Origin of the sequence: Bacillus sp. FSL K6-3431 (assembly GCF_038002605.1) — a bacterium.
Taxonomy (GTDB): domain Bacteria; phylum Bacillota; class Bacilli; order Bacillales; family Bacillaceae_C; genus Lederbergia.
This window is the reverse complement of record NZ_JBBOCT010000001.1, coordinates 4,072,799-4,092,160: the sequence shown is the minus strand read 5'-3', so window position 1 is coordinate 4,092,160 and position 19,362 is coordinate 4,072,799. Positions and strand designations below refer to the sequence as shown.

The 19,362-nt window shown below is 37.8% G+C and carries 20 protein-coding genes; 3 read left to right on the top strand and 17 right to left on the bottom strand.

Features of this window, described 5'->3' with window-relative positions; genetic code table 11:
- Positions 1–68: 68 nt before the first annotated feature.
- The 3 genes from MHB53_RS19815 to MHB53_RS19805 form a co-directional block, all read right to left on the bottom strand.
- A complete protein-coding gene (locus MHB53_RS19815; RefSeq protein WP_340921672.1) occupies positions 69–1,514 on the bottom strand; it encodes a DEAD/DEAH box helicase in 1,446 nt (481 codons plus the stop codon).
- A 204-nt stretch (positions 1,515–1,718) separates the two neighbouring features.
- Positions 1,719–3,110 carry a UDP-N-acetylmuramoyl-tripeptide--D-alanyl-D-alanine ligase gene (locus MHB53_RS19810; protein WP_340921669.1) on the bottom strand — a complete coding sequence of 464 codons (1,392 nt, stop codon included), beginning with the start codon at positions 3,108–3,110 and terminating at the stop codon, positions 1,719–1,721.
- A 78-nt stretch (positions 3,111–3,188) separates the two neighbouring features.
- The gene (locus MHB53_RS19805) at positions 3,189–4,268 is read right to left on the bottom strand and encodes a D-alanine--D-alanine ligase (protein WP_340921665.1); all 1,080 of its coding nucleotides are present in this window, start codon (positions 4,266–4,268) and stop codon (positions 3,189–3,191) included.
- A 438-nt stretch (positions 4,269–4,706) separates the two neighbouring features.
- Between MHB53_RS19805 and MHB53_RS19800 the strand changes: the two genes are divergently transcribed.
- Entirely contained in the window at positions 4,707–5,906 is a 1,200-nt protein-coding gene (locus tag MHB53_RS19800) for a dicarboxylate/amino acid:cation symporter (protein ID WP_340921661.1), read from the top strand.
- A 50-nt stretch (positions 5,907–5,956) separates the two neighbouring features.
- Here MHB53_RS19800 and MHB53_RS19795 read toward each other — a convergent pair whose 3' ends face one another.
- Positions 5,957–6,739, bottom strand: a complete 783-nt coding sequence (locus MHB53_RS19795; RefSeq protein WP_340921658.1) for a hypothetical protein — start codon at positions 6,737–6,739, stop codon at positions 5,957–5,959.
- A gap of 239 nt (positions 6,740–6,978) precedes the next feature.
- On the opposite strand from MHB53_RS19795, the gene MHB53_RS19790 reads away from it, so the two are divergent.
- Positions 6,979–8,274 carry a hemolysin family protein gene (locus tag MHB53_RS19790; RefSeq protein ID WP_340921655.1) on the top strand — a complete coding sequence of 432 codons (1,296 nt, stop codon included), beginning with the start codon at positions 6,979–6,981 and terminating at the stop codon, positions 8,272–8,274.
- A 160-nt stretch (positions 8,275–8,434) separates the two neighbouring features.
- Here the strand turns inward: MHB53_RS19790 and MHB53_RS19785 are convergent, their stop codons facing one another.
- Both MHB53_RS19785 and MHB53_RS19780 read right to left on the bottom strand, forming a co-directional pair.
- Positions 8,435–8,611 carry an Lmo0850 family protein gene (locus MHB53_RS19785; RefSeq protein ID WP_340924867.1) on the bottom strand — a complete coding sequence of 59 codons (177 nt, stop codon included), beginning with the start codon at positions 8,609–8,611 and terminating at the stop codon, positions 8,435–8,437.
- Between the two features lie 198 nt (positions 8,612–8,809).
- Positions 8,810–9,007: a CsbD family protein gene (locus MHB53_RS19780; protein WP_445661460.1), complete on the bottom strand. Its 198-nt coding sequence runs from the start codon at positions 9,005–9,007 to the stop codon at positions 8,810–8,812.
- A gap of 285 nt (positions 9,008–9,292) precedes the next feature.
- On the opposite strand from MHB53_RS19780, the gene MHB53_RS19775 reads away from it, so the two are divergent.
- Positions 9,293–9,793 (top strand): hypothetical protein, encoded by a 501-nt coding sequence (locus MHB53_RS19775; RefSeq protein WP_340921649.1) that lies wholly within the window; start codon positions 9,293–9,295, stop codon positions 9,791–9,793.
- 254 nt (positions 9,794–10,047) lie between these two features.
- Here MHB53_RS19775 and MHB53_RS19770 read toward each other — a convergent pair whose 3' ends face one another.
- From MHB53_RS19770 to trpD, 11 genes are all read right to left on the bottom strand, one after another.
- Entirely contained in the window at positions 10,048–11,136 is a 1,089-nt protein-coding gene (locus tag MHB53_RS19770) for a DUF1648 domain-containing protein (RefSeq protein WP_340921646.1), read from the bottom strand.
- A 12-nt stretch (positions 11,137–11,148) separates the two neighbouring features.
- Entirely contained in the window at positions 11,149–11,529 is a 381-nt protein-coding gene (locus MHB53_RS19765; protein ID WP_340921644.1) for a GntR family transcriptional regulator, read from the bottom strand.
- A 272-nt stretch (positions 11,530–11,801) separates the two neighbouring features.
- Positions 11,802–12,341, bottom strand: coding sequence for a hypothetical protein (locus MHB53_RS19760; RefSeq protein ID WP_340921641.1), 540 nt, complete (start codon positions 12,339–12,341; stop codon positions 11,802–11,804).
- A 172-nt stretch (positions 12,342–12,513) separates the two neighbouring features.
- On the bottom strand, positions 12,514–13,179 hold the full coding sequence (locus tag MHB53_RS19755; RefSeq protein WP_340921639.1) for an SOS response-associated peptidase: 666 nt from the start codon (positions 13,177–13,179) through the stop codon (positions 12,514–12,516).
- A gap of 56 nt (positions 13,180–13,235) precedes the next feature.
- The gene (locus MHB53_RS19750; RefSeq protein WP_340921638.1) at positions 13,236–14,072 is read right to left on the bottom strand and encodes a metallophosphoesterase; all 837 of its coding nucleotides are present in this window, start codon (positions 14,070–14,072) and stop codon (positions 13,236–13,238) included.
- 405 nt (positions 14,073–14,477) lie between these two features.
- On the bottom strand, positions 14,478–14,756 hold the full coding sequence (locus tag MHB53_RS19745) for a hypothetical protein (RefSeq protein WP_340921635.1): 279 nt from the start codon (positions 14,754–14,756) through the stop codon (positions 14,478–14,480).
- Between the two features lie 114 nt (positions 14,757–14,870).
- Positions 14,871–15,674, bottom strand: coding sequence for a tryptophan synthase subunit alpha (gene trpA, locus MHB53_RS19740; protein ID WP_340921633.1), 804 nt, complete (start codon positions 15,672–15,674; stop codon positions 14,871–14,873).
- Positions 15,667–16,872 (bottom strand): tryptophan synthase subunit beta, encoded by a 1,206-nt coding sequence (trpB, locus tag MHB53_RS19735; RefSeq protein WP_340921631.1) that lies wholly within the window; start codon positions 16,870–16,872, stop codon positions 15,667–15,669. Before trpB ends, trpA begins: the two co-directional genes overlap by 8 nt.
- Positions 16,850–17,488 carry a phosphoribosylanthranilate isomerase gene (locus MHB53_RS19730; RefSeq protein ID WP_340921629.1) on the bottom strand — a complete coding sequence of 213 codons (639 nt, stop codon included), beginning with the start codon at positions 17,486–17,488 and terminating at the stop codon, positions 16,850–16,852. Before MHB53_RS19730 ends, trpB begins: the two co-directional genes overlap by 23 nt.
- Complete coding sequence (trpC, locus tag MHB53_RS19725) at positions 17,489–18,280, bottom strand: indole-3-glycerol phosphate synthase TrpC (protein WP_340921627.1); 792 nt, start codon at positions 18,278–18,280, stop codon at positions 17,489–17,491.
- A 1-nt stretch (position 18,281) separates the two neighbouring features.
- Complete coding sequence (gene trpD / locus MHB53_RS19720; RefSeq protein WP_340921626.1) at positions 18,282–19,310, bottom strand: anthranilate phosphoribosyltransferase; 1,029 nt, start codon at positions 19,308–19,310, stop codon at positions 18,282–18,284.
- Positions 19,311–19,362: the final 52 nt, after the last annotated feature.

Sequence of the window (19,362 nt, the reverse complement as noted above, 5' to 3'; positions counted from 1 at the left end):
TGTGAGCCCTACCGTCCTGGCCTGCTTCATGCAGGCCTCCGCTCTTTTCGCATGAGCGGATCTTTCATTTATGGTCTTTTTCCACCCGTACGTCGCTGTGGTTTTCGATTTCCTTTATAAGAAGACTGATGATTTGGTTTCCCGCCACGTCTGTTGCGGTTACCACCACCACCCTGACCTTCACCTTTAGAAGGAAGTGGGCGCTCTGCTGTAATATGAACAGGCGTTTTATCTGGTTCTTTCGTCAAAGCTTTCAAAGCAGCTGCAACGATAGCGACAGTATCACCATGTTGAGTGATTAAATCATTTGCTGCTGCAGTGTAACCTTCCAACTTATCTTCTTTAATTGCATCTTCAATCTTTTGAATCGTAATTTGTTGTTGACCTTCCAAAGCTTCATCCCATGTAGGTGGAAGCATTGGTTGCATACGTTTTTTCGTTGTCTGCTCTACGATTCGTAAATAACCCATCTCACGCGGACTAACAAACGTAATAGCCATTCCTTCTTTACCCGCACGTCCCGTTCTACCGATTCTGTGCACATAGCTTTCAGGATCTTGAGGAATATCATAGTTATATACATGTGTTACGCCAGAAATATCTAGACCGCGTGCTGCAACATCTGTTGCCACAAGTACATCTACTTTACCTTCTTTGAACTTTTTCAAGACAGACATACGCTTCGCTTGTGTTAAGTCTCCATGAATACCTTCTGCAGTATATCCTCTAAGTGTTAGAGCATTTGCAAGTTCATCCACACGACGTTTCGTACGACCGAATATGATCGCCAATTCAGGTGAGTGAACATCAATTAGACGTGACAGTACATCAAACTTTTCTCTTTCATGAACTTTTACAAAAAATTGTTCAATCAAAGGAACTGTCATTTCTTTTGCTTCAACTTTCACAACTTCAGGATCTTTCATGAATCTAGATGCGATGCGACGAATCGGTGTTGGCATTGTAGCAGAAAATAACAGTGTTTGTCTTTCTGCAGGAACCGTTTCAAGAATCGATTCGATATCGTCAATGAAGCCCATATTTAGCATTTCATCTGCTTCATCTAGGATAAGGGTATGAACATTGCCTAATTTCAGTGTGCGGCGATTAATATGATCAAGAATACGACCAGGTGTACCAACAATTATGTGTGGGCCCTTTTTCAACGCTCTAATTTGACGTTGAATGTCTGAACCACCATAAATTGCTAGCACTTTCGCACGAGCATCTGTACCAATTTTATAAAGCTCTTCTGATACTTGGATAGCTAGCTCACGCGTTGGTGCAATGATAATTCCCTGCACATGTGATGCTTTAATATCTAGTTTTTCAATGAGCGGAATACCAAAAGCGGCAGTTTTACCTGTACCTGTTTGTGCTTGCCCGATTATATCTTTTCCTTCCAACCCTAGTGGAATGGTCTTTGCTTGTATTGGTGTCGCTTCTTCAAAGCCCATTCTGTTAACGGCTTTTAAAATTGACTGACTTAAATTTAAATCTGAAAACTTCGTCAATGCTTCTCAATCTCCTTTTAATACCTCGATTTGAGACATATGTCTCTCCCAGAAATAAAACTGGGTATCAGAGCTGCTGCGAAAAATTGTAAACGATAAAGCCAATTCTACCATTAATTGTTTACAATTACAATTGAAGTCTAACCATGGTCAGTTAGAATTAATGTTATTATGACCAATTGTTTCGTCTTTCATTTATTGCAATTATTGTATTTGGTCAATGACAGTAAGTGCCTCAACTGTTTCTTCTAGCTTCATTCCTCGAGATGCCTTTATTAAAATAATTTCATTCCCATTGATTATTTCTTTAATACCATTCACTAATTGTTCTTTATCAGTAAAGTGAAAAATACGCTCTTCCGAAAAATGTTTCCTTGCTCCTGCTATAATATATTTTCCAAGGTCGCCATATGTAAACACATATTTAACTTTTTCGGAATTAATTTCCTCACCAATTTGTTCATGATAAGCTATTTCATGTTCACCAAGCTCTAACATATCACCAAGCACAAGTATTTTTTCGCGCTTACTATCCAGATTTTCAACCATAGATATGACTGCGCGAGTAGCAGTTGGGCTAGAATTATATGCATCATTTAATATCCTTGTTCCGTTGATGCCATCCAGCCATTCCATTCTCATGTTTGATAATTTAACTGCATTCAATCCGTTTCTTATTTCATTCTCCTCTAGAGAAAGTTCTTTGGCTACAAGCATAACTGCCAATGAATTGAATATATTATGTTTCCCAGGAATCGAAAGATAAAGAGGTTCCTCTGCTATATCTCGCACAAAAAAACGACTTCCTAATTCATTTAATTCAATATTTTCAGGATATAGGTCGTTTTCACATGTCTCACCGAAAGTGCATGTCCGGAATTGTTTTAAGTTGCTAACTTTTTTTATAAGCAGTGGTTCATTTCCCGGATAAATTAACAACCCGCCTTTTGGAAGGCCCGCGACGATCTCCAATTTGGCGTTAGCAATTGCATCGCGTGAACCAAGGTCCTGCATATGAGCTTCCCCAATATTCGTAATAATTGCAATATCAGGTCGCGCAAGCTTCGTCAATAAAGATATTTCCCCTTTTCCACTCATTCCCATCTCGAGAATAGCGATTTCCGTTGACTCATCCATCGCGAGAATAGTAAGCGGAAGACCAATATGATTATTAAAGTTCCCTTCTGTTTTATGGACCTTATATGCTTCTGAAAATATGGATGCGGCAATATCCTTTGTCGTCGTTTTTCCATTACTACCAGTAATCCCGATAATTTTTGCGGTAAGTTCATTCCGATAGGAACGTGCAAGCTCCTGTAAAGCAATCAATGTGTTCTCGACAATCAATACAGGTATATGTGTTGGCGGATTTGGAGCATCTTCCTGCCATAATACTGCAACAGCACCATTTTCAATTGCTGTTTCTACATACTTATGACCATCTGTATGCTCGCCTTTAAAAGGAACAAACAAATTCCCCTGAGAGATATTTCTTGTGTCGATACTAACACCCTTAACCTGTATCCCTTCGAATCCTGATACATCATTTTTTACATTCATCATAGAAGCCAACTGTTTAACTGTTCTTTTAAGCACAATAATCCTCCTCATAAGAAAAGCGCTAGATGCTCGAGTTTTTATGCTCCTCCAGATTAGCGCTTTTCGCTTTTTCATTTAAAAAGTATGGATGATATTTTGTTTTTCTTGATGACGTTCCAATGCAAGTTGAATCATTCGCTCGATCAGTTCGGGATATTCCAATCCAGTATGTTTCCATAAAAGTGGAAACATGCTAAATGGAGTGAAACCTGGCATTGTATTTACTTCATTTATGATTGTTCGACCATCACTTGTGATAAAAAAGTCTGCTCTTACAAGTCCAGAACAATCGAGTACCTTAAAAGCTCTTTCTGCCATATCTTTTAATTCCGTATATTGTTGTACAGATATATCTGCCGGAATGACAAGAGCGGTATTTCCATCTACATATTTTGATTGATAATCATAAAATCCTTTTTTCGGAACAATTTCACCAGCAACAGAGCATTCTGGATCATCATTTCCAAGCACCCCTACTTCAATCTCTCTAGCTGTGACACCTTCTTCGATAATAATTTTCCTATCATATTTAAATGCTTCCGAGAAAGCAATTTCAAGCTCATTTCGGTTTTCACACTTACTAATCCCCACACTTGAACCTAGGTTTGCAGGTTTTACAAAACAAGGATATCCAAGCTCACTTTCAACTTTTTCATACGCCGTTTCCGGAGCCGATTCCCATGCAGTGCGAATGAACCAAACAAATTTTACTTGATCCAATCCTTCTTGGGCAAATAGATTTTTCATAATTACCTTATCCATGGCTGCAGATGAAGAAAGAACACCGTTCCCAACATAAGGAATATTTAACAATTCCAGCATTCCTTGTACTGTCCCGTCTTCCCCATTCGGTCCATGTAGCAGCGGAAATACTACATCAAATCCTCTATCTTCGTTATCGCCTAACACTAATTTTGAATTCAATGCATGCGGAACAATTTCTTCCCCATCATTAATAAATGTAAGTTCTTTTACATCTCTGACCGGTTCAGTTAACTCTTTTCCCTTAGTCCACTTACCTTCTTTAGTAATATAAATTGGATAAACAGCGAATTTATCTGTATTTAACGCTTGGCTAACAGCCTTAGCTGTTTGCAGTGATACTTCGTGTTCTGCTGATTTTCCTCCATATAATAAACAAAGATTGATTTTCATTTTAATCCTCCATAATGTACAGATGTCTTTTATTTTACCACGAGGAGATTGCATAATCTAAACTTTTTATTTTGTATGCGCATACATCATTATATATGTCACTTAACACTGCGTGAACAGATTCAGTCATAACCAATGACATGAAGATAACGATCCTATTAATGCAAAGATAACCATTTAAAATTGATGGGATTAAAAAATAGCGACCAAATGATAAACGGCAAATTTCTCGTAGGTAATTAGGTACTTGTAACTAAGGTAAAGTATCCTCTGAGTCCAGCACATCGGGTGCTAGGAAAAGTTTGGTAAGAGCTACTTAATATTAAATATGCTAATATATTTGAAGAGACATGTAGTGTCCCAATGTTGCACATCTCATTTTCGCAATATTTCACTATTTTCTATATTCATTTTCACTTCTTAGGAGGCTACTAACACATGAAAAAAATTGGATTATTACCAAGAATTATTATTGCTATCGTCCTTGGTATCGTAATCGGTATGATTGCACCAGATAGACTAGTCCGCGTATTCGCCACATTTAATAGCCTATTTGGTAATTTTCTTGGATTTGTTATCCCGTTAATTATTATCGGGTTTATCACCCCTGGGATCGGAGCCTTAGGTAGGGGCGCTGGAAAACTACTTGGGTGGACGGCTGCATTGGCTTATATTTCAACAATATGTGCAGGATTACTTGCATTTTTCACAGCCAAAACACTTTATCCTTCGATACTGTCGAACCTATCAGTCGCAGAATTTACTGATCCCGAAAAGTCATTAGCCCAAGCATACTTTTCTATTGAAATGCCACCACTGATGGGTGTAATGTCAGCACTACTCATTTCTTTTATCATCGGAATTGGCATTGCAGCGATTAAAGGTGATGCATTATTAATAATAGTTAACGATTTTCGAGACATTGTACAGCTATTAATAGAAAAGGTAGTTATTCCGATATTACCAATCCATATTTTTGGAATTTTTGCGAACATGACGAATGCTGGACAAGTTGGATCCATTCTGAGTGTATTTGCTAAAGTATTTATCATGATTATTGTATTACATTTATTATATTTATTATTTCAGTTTTCTATTGCAGGCTCGGTACAACAAAAGAATCCTTTGAACATGTTAAAAACAATGAGTCCAGCATACTTTACTGCACTCGGGACACAATCGTCTGCAGCGACTATTCCAGTTACACTAAGAAATGCTAAAAAGATCGTTAAACAAGAACATGTAGCTGAATTTGCCACACCACTTCTTGCAACTATTCATTTATCTGGAAGCACAATTACATTAGTTAGCTGTTCCATGGCAGTTATGTTTATGCAAGGTCAAAATTACACTTTCGCAAGCTTTTTTCCATTTATTCTTATGCTAGGTATCACAATGGTTGCCGCTCCTGGTGTACCTGGTGGAGCAGTCATGGCCGCTATTGGACTTTTAGAGTCCATGCTTGGCTTCGGCCCAACAATGACAGCTCTAATGATCGCCCTTTATATGGCACAAGATAGCTTTGGTACTGCTTGTAACGTGACTGGTGATGGTGCTATTGCTGCTATCGTTGACCGTTTTAGTAAGGATAAAGAGGAACCCATTAATACCTCCAATATTAGAAATACGAACGCTTGATAAATAGAAATCAGCCCCTAGCTTTTGTTTAAGGCAGCTAGGGGCTGATTTCATGATGATGTATACTTCGCAAAAGCTTGCCATTCTCCACTTTTCCGATCATAGACTAATTTCCCGTCAGGGGTGCGATCATTCAACATTTCATATTCCTCGTACATCGCATCCATATCATAATAGTCTCCCATTACCCAAACAGGAATTTCGATTTGCTGTCTGTTTTTTACAGCATGTTCAATCGAGAAGGCTATACCTTCCTTCATATGACTGATAAAAGATTGGACAATTTCAGCGGGCACAGCAGGAATTTCTTTCTTTTTCCTTAGAGTGAAAACTAATTTCTCTTTCTTATTATTAATTTTTTCTGAAATGACATTACCAAGCATGGAGTAAAAATAATTCCATGATCGATAATACGTTTTATTGTACCAACCATCATCGTGAGCTAAATAGACGACTTGATTACTTATTTTTCCGGAAAATGGGGAACGTAAATGGTCTTTATAATGCCCTAAGTACAATAACTCTGCCATTTCCTGTCCGTTTAATTGATTTAAGTTCTCTTCTTCCTCAAAATCAATCCAACAGAAATCCCCATATCCATATACATCTTCAGCTGCCAATTTAGGGGTCATTTCATAATCAACATAATCAAGCATTGTATGCATATTAAAGTGCCCATCGTCAAAATTATGTCGGAGCAACAATAGATTGGAAAGCTTAATAGGTAACCCTTTCAAGAACTCAGGGAACTCAATTCCGTATGTAAGTACATATTTCTCTGGATGATTCATATGAACATAAATCAGCTCGCGAGCACCATCATGTTTATTCACGTAAAGCCCCCCTAATATTGACCAATCGATAATCTAATCATAACAAATTTCCTCTTTAAAAACCTTACTATATCAAATATGTTACACATTTAACTTCTTTTACCATGCTATAAAAATAGTTTTTTTTGAAAAAGGAGATAAATATCCACTCATTATGGGTAAAGTATACATATCTAATTTACAGAAATAAAGGGGAGGTGAAATCTTGCTGCACTACTTCAGTGTTCGCAAGATGCTCCATGCTATTTTTTAGAATTTTTCTCGTTATATTGCTCATTGGACTTACAGCGTTTTTCGTTGCATCAGAATTTGCCATTGTTAAAGTCCGTAGTTCCAGAATTGATCAACTCATCGCAGAAGGCAATCGGCAGGCATTAAATGCCAAAAAGTTATTGTCCAATTTAGACGGATACCTTTCTGCCACACAATTGGGAATCACCGTTACAGCTTTAGCCTTGGGGTGGTTAGGTGAGCCCACTGTACAAGTAATACTAACTCCTTTATTCACCAAATTAAACGTCTCTGAATCATTAGCAACAATACTATCCTTTATCATTGCTTTTGGTTCAATTACATTTATCCATGTAGTTGTCGGAGAACTGGCGCCAAAAACATTTGCCATTCATAAAGCGGAGGAAATTACACTTGCATTTGCTTCACCACTTATTATATTTTATAACATCATGTATCCTGTAATTTGGCTACTTAATGGTGCCGCTAAGCTGATAGTAGGCTTGTTCGGGGTAAAGCCCGCTTCAGAAGTTGAGATTGCACATTCTGAGGAGGAATTGCGAATTATTTTATCGGAAAGTTTAAAAAGCGGAGAAATAAACCAAACAGAATTCAGCTACGTTGATCGAATCTTTGAATTCGACAACCGAATCGCCAAAGAAATCATGGTTCCACGTACTGAAATTTTTAGTATAGATAAATCAGCTTCCATTGATGAAATTATCGCTATTATTAAGAATGAACGTTTCACACGTTACCCGATAACTAATGGGGATAAAGATAATATCATTGGTATTGTAAATGTGAAGGAGTTTCTGACAGACTGTATAGGAAATAACTGTATTGGTCATGAACCAATCACTCCTTATGTAAAACCTGTTATTGGAGTAATTGAAACAATTCCTATACAGGCCTTACTTGTCAAAATGCAAAAAGAACGCATCCATTTGGCTATACTTTTTGATGAATATGGAGGAACTGCAGGAATTATTACTGTAGAAGATATTCTTGAGGAAATTGTTGGTGAGATTAGAGATGAATTTGATGCAGATGAGATACCTGAGGTGCGTAAATTAGCCGACAAACAATATATTTTAGATCCTAAAGTTCTAATTGAGGAAGTAAATGATTTACTTGGAACGGAATTATCCGATGAAGATGTCGATACAATAGGTGGCTGGCTTTTGACTCAGAAGTACGACTTAAAAGAAGGTGACTCACTTATAGCAGATGATTATATTTTCCATGTAAAAACCATGGAAGGATCGCATATTAGTGAGATTGCTGTCAAAAAAAACGATTAACCTTCTATTTGTGGGAATCCCTTTACCAAAAACTTCATTTTTCTCGCATATTCCGCTAATATTTCCCAAGAAATATTGCTGAATAACTAGACTCCATACTTTTCATGGAAAACACAGAAAAATAATCCAGGTATGCATGGCATACCTGGATTATTCGCCTTTAAGAGTGAAGTTCCGAATACTTTTGGACTGGTTTAACATCCTCTAGCACCTTGATGAGTTCAAGACGGGATTTCGTTTTAGAAATCTTGACTCCTATCTCCGACAGACTTGTTATTAACTTCTTGAATTGATCATGATCTCTATGCAAGAAGACCACCTCTTTAAGATTTGACATCTCAATCATATTTTACCTTAATTACTATTCGCTGTATATTGCTTTTTCAAATTAGTAATTAATTTGTCAACTTTTAAGCCTAATATATATTTACTATACCCAATATGAATCAAGTTATCCTCATTATATAAAAAAATGAACAATTATCTTAATTTAAAATCAAAAAATCGCCCAAAATGGACGATTTTGATTTTATTATTAATCTTTATTAAAAAAAGAAGATACTTTATCTTTGGCTTCCCCATACTTCTTTTTCGCTTCACCTTTTGCTTTGTCTACCTCACCTTCCGCTTTTAATTTTTCATTATCGGTTAGATCACCAGTAGTAGATTTTGTTTCACCTTTGACTTTATCCCATGTACCTTCTAATTTTTCTTTTTTTCCATCGTTACTCATTGACATACCCTCCTCAAAGAATAAACAAAACTTGTATTACTTAATGTTTACCCTTTAAAATTCACATGAAACCTTTCCTTTGATTTTCATTTTTATGGTATATTGCCTTCATTTAAGCGCAAGTCCAACTTTGCACATATATGACCATATTTCCACTATCGTTTTATTTTTCCTAATGCATGAAAACCTATTGAATACAGTCAGGTTTGTATTATTTCGGACAATAATTGAAACCTTTATCGTGTAAAAAGCGTACTTGTTATTATAGAGAAAGGAGCTGATCGAGTGACTGAGTCAATATACTTTTCTGATAACTTTTTCTCTTCAGGGATAACTACTATTTATAATGAGAATAAGGAGTCTATCGGTAATCTTGATTTAAAATCAGCATTTACATCAAGTTTGGCGATCTTAGATCTAGAAGGTAATCCTATTTGTGAAGGAAAGTTTAGAACATTTTCTAATAAATGGGTAATTAGCGAGAACGGAACGGAGATTGGAGAGTTAAAACGGAAATTCAGCTTCTTCAAAAAGAACTTTGAGTACTTATCTTATAATAATGGAGTCATATCAATTGAATCAGAAGCTTTTTCAAAGGAATATACTTTACATCAGAACGATGCGTTAACAGCCGATTTTCGAAAAGCGAGTGGCTTCTTCGCGTCTCCTACGTTTAAACTAGTAAATCATTCAGAACTATTTACTAATGCAGAATTGATTACCGTTGTAATGGGAGTGCATATGATTATTAAACGGAATTCAGCTGCAGCGAACAGCAGTCATTAGTATCAATAAACCGCCCTTTAACCAGGGCGCTGAAAAACCCCATTTAATGTAAGCATCTATTACGGAATACTGTTGATATCCGCTCCATGCGGCGCTTTTCTGGGGGGCGTGCCTGGAGCGCAAATCAACACTCATATTCGAATAGTTATAAAAGGACTGGGGTATGTTCGCCCAGCCTTTCTTAATCCTGCTATTAATTACCTTGAAAAGCCAAATGTTTTTCAGTGGCATCCCCTTAAACCAGGCGGTTTTTATCATACGAATACTGTAATTAAAATAGGTATTGCCAAGATAATGATAAGAAATAGCCATGCTTGTGGTTTAGCCATATTGACCGTCCAGCCGACTCCGAACCTTTTTTCAACCCATACTGCCGGATCCGCACGATTAAAATACAAAACTCCAAGTTTCCAAAACTGATCTTCATCCCGATTAATCATTTCCTCTTCTTTTCCAGCTGCCGTTTTTAATCTGCTCCCACCCTGCCCAGTAATGACAGATAGGATGATTACACCTACAACCATACATCCAGTAAGTATGAGCGAAGCGTACATTAATATCTGTACATTAAAAGGAAAAATGAAGGACCATTGTATGCATGAAAAAAGAATAATTAAAGCTGATCCAGATAGTATTGAAAACATAGACCATCTGCGTCTAAAAATCACATTTTGATTAATCGATTTTTCTGGATTAGCTACATCAACTTGTTGGCGGCTGCGACCGATTATTGCATTCAAAAACACGAAAAGTCCCAGCAAAAATATTTGAAGAAGCGGCAATGAAAACACACTTCCATATGTTTTGTCGGCCCAGTTTGTGACCTCACCATTCATCCCATATTGCATCGGGATTTTTAGCGGTATCCGATCATAATAAATAATAGTCAATCCAAATGTAACTACTATTAGCAATAATGAAATGATAAACCAACCGTTTGAATATGTTAATTTTCTGTTTCTGAATTTAGTATCAATAATAGTAGTCACAACTTTAGCTTGCTTCCAGTTACTTGCAGACTTCATTTTTTTCATCCTTTTATGATATTGAAAATAAATCAAAAAGGAACCGATGATAAAAAAGATAATTCCTGCCATAAAAATAAACATCCACGTATTCTCATTGAAAATTTGTCCTGATAGCAATATCATAGCAAGTAAAATTGCACCTAACAAACTTGTTTTGATAGCGTATTTTTTCCGGAATTCTACGAGTTCAAAACGCTCATATATTTCCTCAGGGATGGACACGCCAAAACTCTCGGTTCTTCGCGTTATATATGGCGTAATTGCCATGATGAATATTGTCGGTGCAAACACCAATAAAATCATAAGGTATGCCATGAGTAAACACTCCTAACGTTTAATTTCAGTAAATATTTCTTTACAGAGTATTTCAAATTCACTTTCTTCCATTCCTCGGCAGATAGCTTCACTGATGTATGGGCGTAATTGCTCTCGCAAATTAGCGATATATGCCTCATCTATTACTGGCATCTTATCTGGGTTGATCACTACACCCTTTTGCCGATGTATCAATATAAATCCATCCTGCTTTAAAAGCTGATATGCTTTATTAACTGTATGCATATTCACTCCAAGGTCAGCAGCCATTGACCTAACAGACGGTAGTGCCTCACCCAGTTTTAATTCCTTTGAAGCAATACCTTCTATTATTTTATTACGCAGTTGCATATAAATCGGCGTTTCTGATTGTAGATCAAGTGCTAGTATCACAAAATCACCTACCTTCTTTCTCACCTAATCTGTTATATATATAATATAACAGACAACATTAATTTGCAATAAAAAAAAGCGAACAATAATATATTGCTCACTCTAAAAGTGCGTGTTCAAAAAGGTGCCAAATTAGAAACAAGAAGTTCGAGGTGCGAAGGTTTTGAGGATCACAGCGTATGCTTTTAATACGTGAGAACTGGAAAAACCAAGCAACGAAGAAATTCGCCGTTTATCAATTGGTGACTTTTTTAACATCCTCTAAAACATGATTATTTCTTACCTGCTATCGCCGTCAGAGGTCGAAAAAGCGCAATTCCTTTTCTTTTCTTCTTATTCCGCGTATTTTCGAGGCGTTGCAATAACTCTTGGTCGCGTTCACGTTCTTCGATCTTTTCAGTTAATCGCTCTACTCGAAGTGTTAATTTATCGTTTATATCACTAAATTTCATCTGCTGTTCTTCTAATTGTTTGATTTGTTCATACAATTTTTCCAATTGTATATCCTTTTCCCTTTGTATGTCCTTTTCCTTTTCCTTTTCCTGCTCCAATGGAATGCTATCTTCTCTCTTCCATTTTGCTTCACTTAATACAGCCGTGGCAGCGCAATCAATCTTCATACTTTCTTTCGTAACCTTTTCAATCAATGCTGTGATCAAACGCAAATCCATTTTATGAAATATCCGGCCATTATTCGTACCCCGTTCAAATTGATAACCCTTGCTTTCCAAAACGGCAGCGTAATTTCTAAGGGTGCTTACTCCAATCCCTACCTGCTTTGCTGCCTCGGATGAAAAAGTATGCTGATCCATCGAATCCCCTCCTGCTTCTTCGTTACTTAACTATATTCAACAAGTGTAAGCTCTTGTCCTTTCTCTAAAACTGTAGATTAACAGGAGGTTTTGTCATGTGAAAAAGTAAATTTCGAGCAATTTTGTAGTAAATTGAATTTATCATTTCTTATTAAAAAACAACTTCGCTTTCTTATAATGAGTTTATTATTTCCTTCGTGTCATTTTTCGGGCTGTTGACCAGTGAGGAAACTTGGTATTTTTCCATTTCTTCAGCAGCATAAGGGCGGAGCAAGCCTTTTAAGTAGGCGTCATCTTCTAAGGAACGATCAAGCCAGACTTCTTCCGCTTCTTTTGTCAAAATAACTGGCATACGATCATGGATATCTTTCACGACAGCATTTGCCTCTGTTGTGATGATTGTGCAGGAGTGAATCAATTGGCCATCGCTTTCCCATCTATCCCAAAGTCCTGCGAAGGCGAACGGCTCTCTCGTCTTTAGCTGAAAGCGGTAAGGAAGTTTTGTTGCCGCTTCTTTTTTCCACTCATAAAAGCCATCAGCAATAATAATGCATCTACGCCTTTTTAACAGCTTTTTGAAACTTGGCTTTTCATTAACGGTTTCCGCTCTTGCATTAATCATTTTATAGCCAATTTTTGGATCCTTTGCCCAAGACGGAACAAGTCCCCATTTTAATTTACCTGCTCTTTTTCCAGTATTCGAACCAACCAATGCAAACACATCTTGACTAGGGGCTATATTGTATCTCTCCTCCAAAATAAACTTCTCGGATAAATCAAGATTAAACCGTTCCATTAGCTGCTCACTATTCACAAATAAACTATACCGTCCACACATCTCAACTGTCCCCCATTACCAATTAATTTGGCATAAACAACATGCCTACCTTACCTCTATTGTCTTTTTAAAGTAACGACAATAATTTCAGGACGATTCAATATTCTAAATGGGATAGTACTATTCCCTAATCCTCTGCTAACAACCATTGTAGTTTGCCCTTTTTCATGTTTACCAGCAGTATATGCTGGAAACCAGCCTTGACCAGGTGCGATAAGACCACCTACTCCGGGTAAACGTACTTGTCCACCGTGAGCATGACCAGTGAAAACAAGGTCGATTGCTTTATCCTCATATACATCAAATACCTCGGGGCGATGAGATAGCAACAACTTAAATATATCTTTTGGAACATGAACTAAAGCCTCGTCAACGAAGGTATTAACAGTTTTATCAGCGGGAATAGTTGCTCTTATAAGGGGATCATCAATGCCGACAATAGCCATCTTTTCCCCTTCGCGGGTAATTATTTCCGTCTCATTTGTTAGTGGTTTAGCACCTAAAGATACCAATGCATCTTTTATTTCATCAACTTGATTTACTGCCACTTCATGGTTTCCCGTTACATAATACACATCAGCAATGTTAACAAGCTGCTCCACAGCATCTAAACTTCTTGATAAGTGATAACGATTGCTATCAATTAAATCACCTGTTAAAAAAATAAGGTCTGGTTTTTGCTTTTTCACTTTTTCTACAAGTCGGGATTGTTTATCACCAAAAACAGCATCATGCAAATCTGAAATTTGAACGATGATGAGGCCATCAAATTTTGAAGGAAGTCGTTTTGATTGAATAGTAGATGAGGTTGATTGAATCCAATTATTATTCACATATAAAAAAGTCCATATAACAACGATAAGTAAAATAAAAATAATCCCTTTCCGCTTCATTGAAGAACTCCCCTCTAATGGTTTTTTTACTTATAGTGCGTGTTCAAAAAGGTGCAAATTAGAAGAAGTTCGAGGCGAGAAGGTTTTGAGGGTCAGACTTGCACACGACGTGCTGACCTCTGTGTTGCTCACAGGACGCACTTGCACACGACGTGCTGACCTCTGTGTTGCTCACAGGACGTGAGCGATCTTAACAGAGGGTCCTCTCTCTCCTTAACAGAGGTTCCTCTTTCCCTTATCAGAGGTTCCTTTTTCTTAGTAGAAGTACGTATCTATGCCCAACGAAGAAATTCGCCGTTTATCATTTGGTGACTTTTCGAACGTCCTCTTATATCATAACACTTGATGATAATAAAAAATAATCCCCTAGCGCATTCTATGCACTAAGGGAGACATCTTTTCTTATTATTGTTGTTGCTCCTCTTTGTTATAATAATCAACGCTGTACATAGCACCTTCACTAACCATGTTTGCATCACCTAAATCATATGGATCTGGATTTCCCGCCTTCTCTAAAAGGTCTTCACATGCACTTGGATTTTGTTCGCACCACAATCCCATTATCTTTTCCTTAACTGAGAGGTATACATCCATGGCCTTCGCTCTATTTTCTTGCTTAGACAAATATTTAGCACCGACTACGCCAAGTCCTAAAACAAGTAATGAGTTTAATCTTTTAGCCATTGAAATCGGCCTCCTTTTTTAACCTTTGCATAATATATACCCAATTTTTTCAACTAGTAAGCTGGAATACTATGACAATAAGATTAAAATACAAAGACAAAAAGGAAAAACACCTTAAGATATAGTGTTGATTATTTCTATTTTCTGTTTAGAAGCAGCAATTAGTTCAACGATTTGATCCCGCTCACCTTTAGCCAGTAAGTCCACAATCTTACTTCCAACAATTACTCCATCGCAAGATGCACCTAATTCCTTTACCTGTTCAGGCGAAGATACACCAAAGCCTGCAAGCACTGGAGCAGCGGAAAATTCCTGGAGTTCCTGCAAGTATGCCGATAATCCTTCTTCATATTTTGCCCTCGCACCAGTTGTCCCTTTCACTGTTACAGCGTATAAAAAACCTTCTGTTTGTTTAGCAATTTTTTCGATTCTGCTCTTTGGGCTTGTTGGTGATACGAGTCTGATTAATGCAATGTGATTGTCCACAAATGCTGGAGCAACAATCTCTTCTTCCTCCATTGGTAGATCCGGAATAATCAAACCATCGACACCAACTTCAGCACAACGCTGTGCAAACTTTTCAACGCCAAAAGCAAAAATCAAATTGAAATACGTCATAAGTACGATAGGAATCGTTCTAGATTCTTTCCATTCTTCTAGGTTTTCTAAAACACCAGCCAATGTTGTTCCGTTTGCAAGTGCTCTAAGTCCGGCTTCCTGAATCACAGGTCCATCTGCAACAGGATCGGAAAATGGGATACCGAGTTCTACAGCTGTTGCTCCGCATTCTTGAAGGAATAAGATTTGCTCCTTTAATGCATTTAGTCCACCGTCTCCAGCCATTATATATGGAACAAAAGCTTTATCGCCTTTATCCTTTACCACCGAAAATGAATCATCTAATCGCTTTTTACCCATTGTTCACTCCTCCAATCACATCTCTCACTGCGTCTACGTCCTTATCGCCGCGGCCGGATAAGCAGATCACTAGTATTTCATTCTCTTTCATTTCTTTTGCAAGTTTAATTGCATATGCAACAGCATGAGAACTTTCCAATGCTGGAATGATCCCTTCAATTTTGGTAAGTAACTGAAAAGCCTCCAAAGCTTCCTTATCTGTAGCAGAAGTATATGTGACACGTCCTGAATCCTTTAGATGAGCATGCTCAGGTCCAACTCCGGGATAATCAAGACCCGCTGAGATTGAATGTGCACTGATGATTTGCCCATGGTCATCTTGAAGTAGGTAGGAGAGTGTTCCATGTAAAACTCCCGCTTTACCATCCGTCAATACTGCTGCATGTTTGCCTGTCTCAATTCCCGATCCCGCTGCTTCAACACCAAATATGTTCACATCTTGATCTTCAATAAACGGATAGAACATCCCCATAGCATTACTACCACCGCCAATACAAGCAACGACTGCATCAGGTAATCTACCTTCTTGCTCAAGTATTTGCTGTTTTGTTTCTTTACCAATGACACTTTGAAAATCTCTTACAATTTGTGGAAATGGATGTGGCCCAACAACAGAACCTAATATATAGTGAGTATCCTCCACATTGGCGACCCAATAGCGCAATGCTTCATTTACCGCATCTTTCAATGTTCCACTGCCTTGAGATACACTTCTTACTTCTGCACCTAAAAGTTCCATCCGGAACACATTCAATTGTTGACGGCGAATATCTTCCTCACCCATAAAGACGATGCAATCAAGACCAAGTAGGGCACAAACCGTTGCTGTTGCAACACCATGTTGACCTGCTCCAGTTTCAGCAACTACTTTCTTTTTGCCCATTCTTAAAGTTAAGAGTGCTTGACCAATTGTATTATTAATTTTGTGTGCCCCAGTATGATTTAAATCCTCACGTTTCAAATAGATCTTCGGACCACCAGCAAATTTCGTTAAATTTTCAGCATAATAAAGCGGCGTTTCCCTTCCAATATATTGCTTAAGATAATAATCCATTTTTTTTATAAACGCAGGATCAGCTATCGCTTTTCCATATTCTTCTTCTAGTTCAAGTACTGCAGTCATCAATGTTTCTGGTACAAATCTACCACCGTATTCGCCATATCTGCCTTTTTGATTAGGTGCTGTGTAAACTGTCAATCTTGTCACTCTCCTCATGTTTTGCTTTTTTTATAAATAATGCTATTTTTTCAGCATCCTTTTTCCCATCTGTTTCAACACCACTAGAAACATCTACACAGTAGGGGCGAACCTTTTTGATCGCTTCCATGACATTTGCTTCATTTAATCCTCCTGCTAATATAACCTTTTCCCGTGGTATTGTCTGATCTATCAGCAAGCTCCAATCGATGGGAATCCCACTTCCACCGCGGAACTTTAATCCAGGACTATCTAGTAAATAGTATGCACAATCATAATTACCAAGTGGATCCAGGTCAGAACTATCTTTTATAGAAAAAGCTTTAATCACAGGTAATGCAATTTTCCGACAAAACTCTGCTGATTCATCTCCATGAAGTTGGATATAATCGAGACCGGCAATCTCGGCAGTTTGTATAATTTTTTCATATGTTTCATTAACGAAAACGCCAACTGTTTTTACATGTCTAGGAAGCTTCTTAATTATCTCGCGTGCTCGTTCGACAGTTATTTCCCTCGTACTGCTTGCAAAAACAAATCCAAGCAAGTCGGCTCCATAGTCGCAAGCAGTACGTGCGGCTTCTTCAGTTGTGATGCCGCAAATTTTAACCTTCAATCATTTCACCGCCTTTAGAAAAGGGATCCGGATGTCTGCCATCGTCTCTGCAATATCAGTAGAACGCATCAATGTTTCTCCTACAAGAATCGCTTTTGCACCTGCAGCTGTTACTTGTTCCACATCCGCACGTGTCCGTATACCACTCTCACTTACTAGTAGTATCTCTTCTTTTTGCAAAATAGTAGAAACTCGCTCGGTCACACCCAAATCTACCTCAAATGTTTTTAAGTTTCGATTATTAATTCCGATAATTCGTGCGCCAATTTTTAATGCTATTTCTGCTTCTTCTTCATTATGAACTTCAAATAAAACATCAAGATTAAGTGACCGCGCATAATTGTATAAATCCTGAAGGCGTTCTTCAGACATTGCTGCTGCAATTAATAATATCACACTGGCTCCATGATCTTTTGCCACATCTATTTGAATCCGATCAATCATGAAATCCTTGCATAAAAGCGGCACTTTTACCGCTTTTGCGACTGCAGATAAATCGGCCATTGATCCTTTAAAGAAGTTCTGATCAGTTAGGACCGATATCGCGCCTGCTCCGGCTTGCTCATATTGTTTCGCTTGGCTAACAGGATCGACATTTTCTTTAATATCGCCTTTTGATGGTGAAGCACGTTTCACTTCCGCAATGACGTTTATTTTTTCTGCGTGTTGAAAACTTTCGTACAAGGAAGGTCTTTTTTGAATCGCTTCTAACTGATGATGTGCACTATAAATTGCTTTTAATTCCTTTACTTCCATTTCTTTTTGGGCAATTATTCTGTCCAGTATCGTCATATTAAACCACTCCTAATTTTGCAGATTGCTTACTTTTTTCGATTAAGAATTCTAGTTTTGCTAATGCCGCTCCAGTATCAAGACTTTCCTTAGCTAGCTGAATTCCAGCTTGGATCGAATCTACTTTTCCATGCGCAAAAATACCAAGTCCTGCATTCAATACTACTGTATCTCTAAATGGTCCCGCGTCACCTTGTAAGACGCTCATCATAATTCGAGCATTTCTATCTGAGTCACCACCGGCAATTTCATCAATTGTATATGTTGGAAGACCTACTTCTTCAGGTCGTAAAGTCATTTTCTTCAGTTCACCATTTTCTAAAATAACCAAGTGATTTTCCCCAGCGAGTGATGCTTCATCCATATGATTCGCTCCATTAATAATAACCGCTCTTTTACGACCAAGCTGCTTGAGGACTTCTCCCATTAACATTAATTTATCACGACGATAAATGCCAAGCAACTGTGTTTCTAATTGAATCGGGTTCGTAAGTGGTCCAATTAAATTAAATATCGTTGGCACTCTAAGGTCTTGCCTTACCTTCATAACAGCCTTCATTGCCGGATGCACATTCGGCGCAAATAAGAAGGTAATACCATTTTCACTGAGAAGTTCTGCCGTCTCTTCCGGACTATTATTCAGTGATACACCTAATTGTTCTAGCACGTCAGCACTACCCGTTTGGCTAGAGACACTTCGGTTCCCATGCTTTGCAATCGTAATTCCTGCACCTGCAATGACGAATGCGGATGCTGTACTAATATTGAAGCTTTTCGAACCATCTCCACCTGTACCACAATTATCAGTCACATTACGATGAATACCACTAATCGGTGTTGATCGTTCACGAATTGCATGAACCAACCCTGCAATTTCTTCAGCCGTCTCTCCTTTTAGAGCAAGCAACCCGAGTAAAGCACCTGATTCACTTTCGGATGTATCACCCGTAAACAATTTACGTGCCACCTGAATCATCTCATCCTTACTTAAATTTTCTCCAACCATTAGTTTTTGCAAATATGCTTTCATTACTATCTCTCCTTTTTTATATAAAATTAGAAATGTGCTAGTTAGATAAATA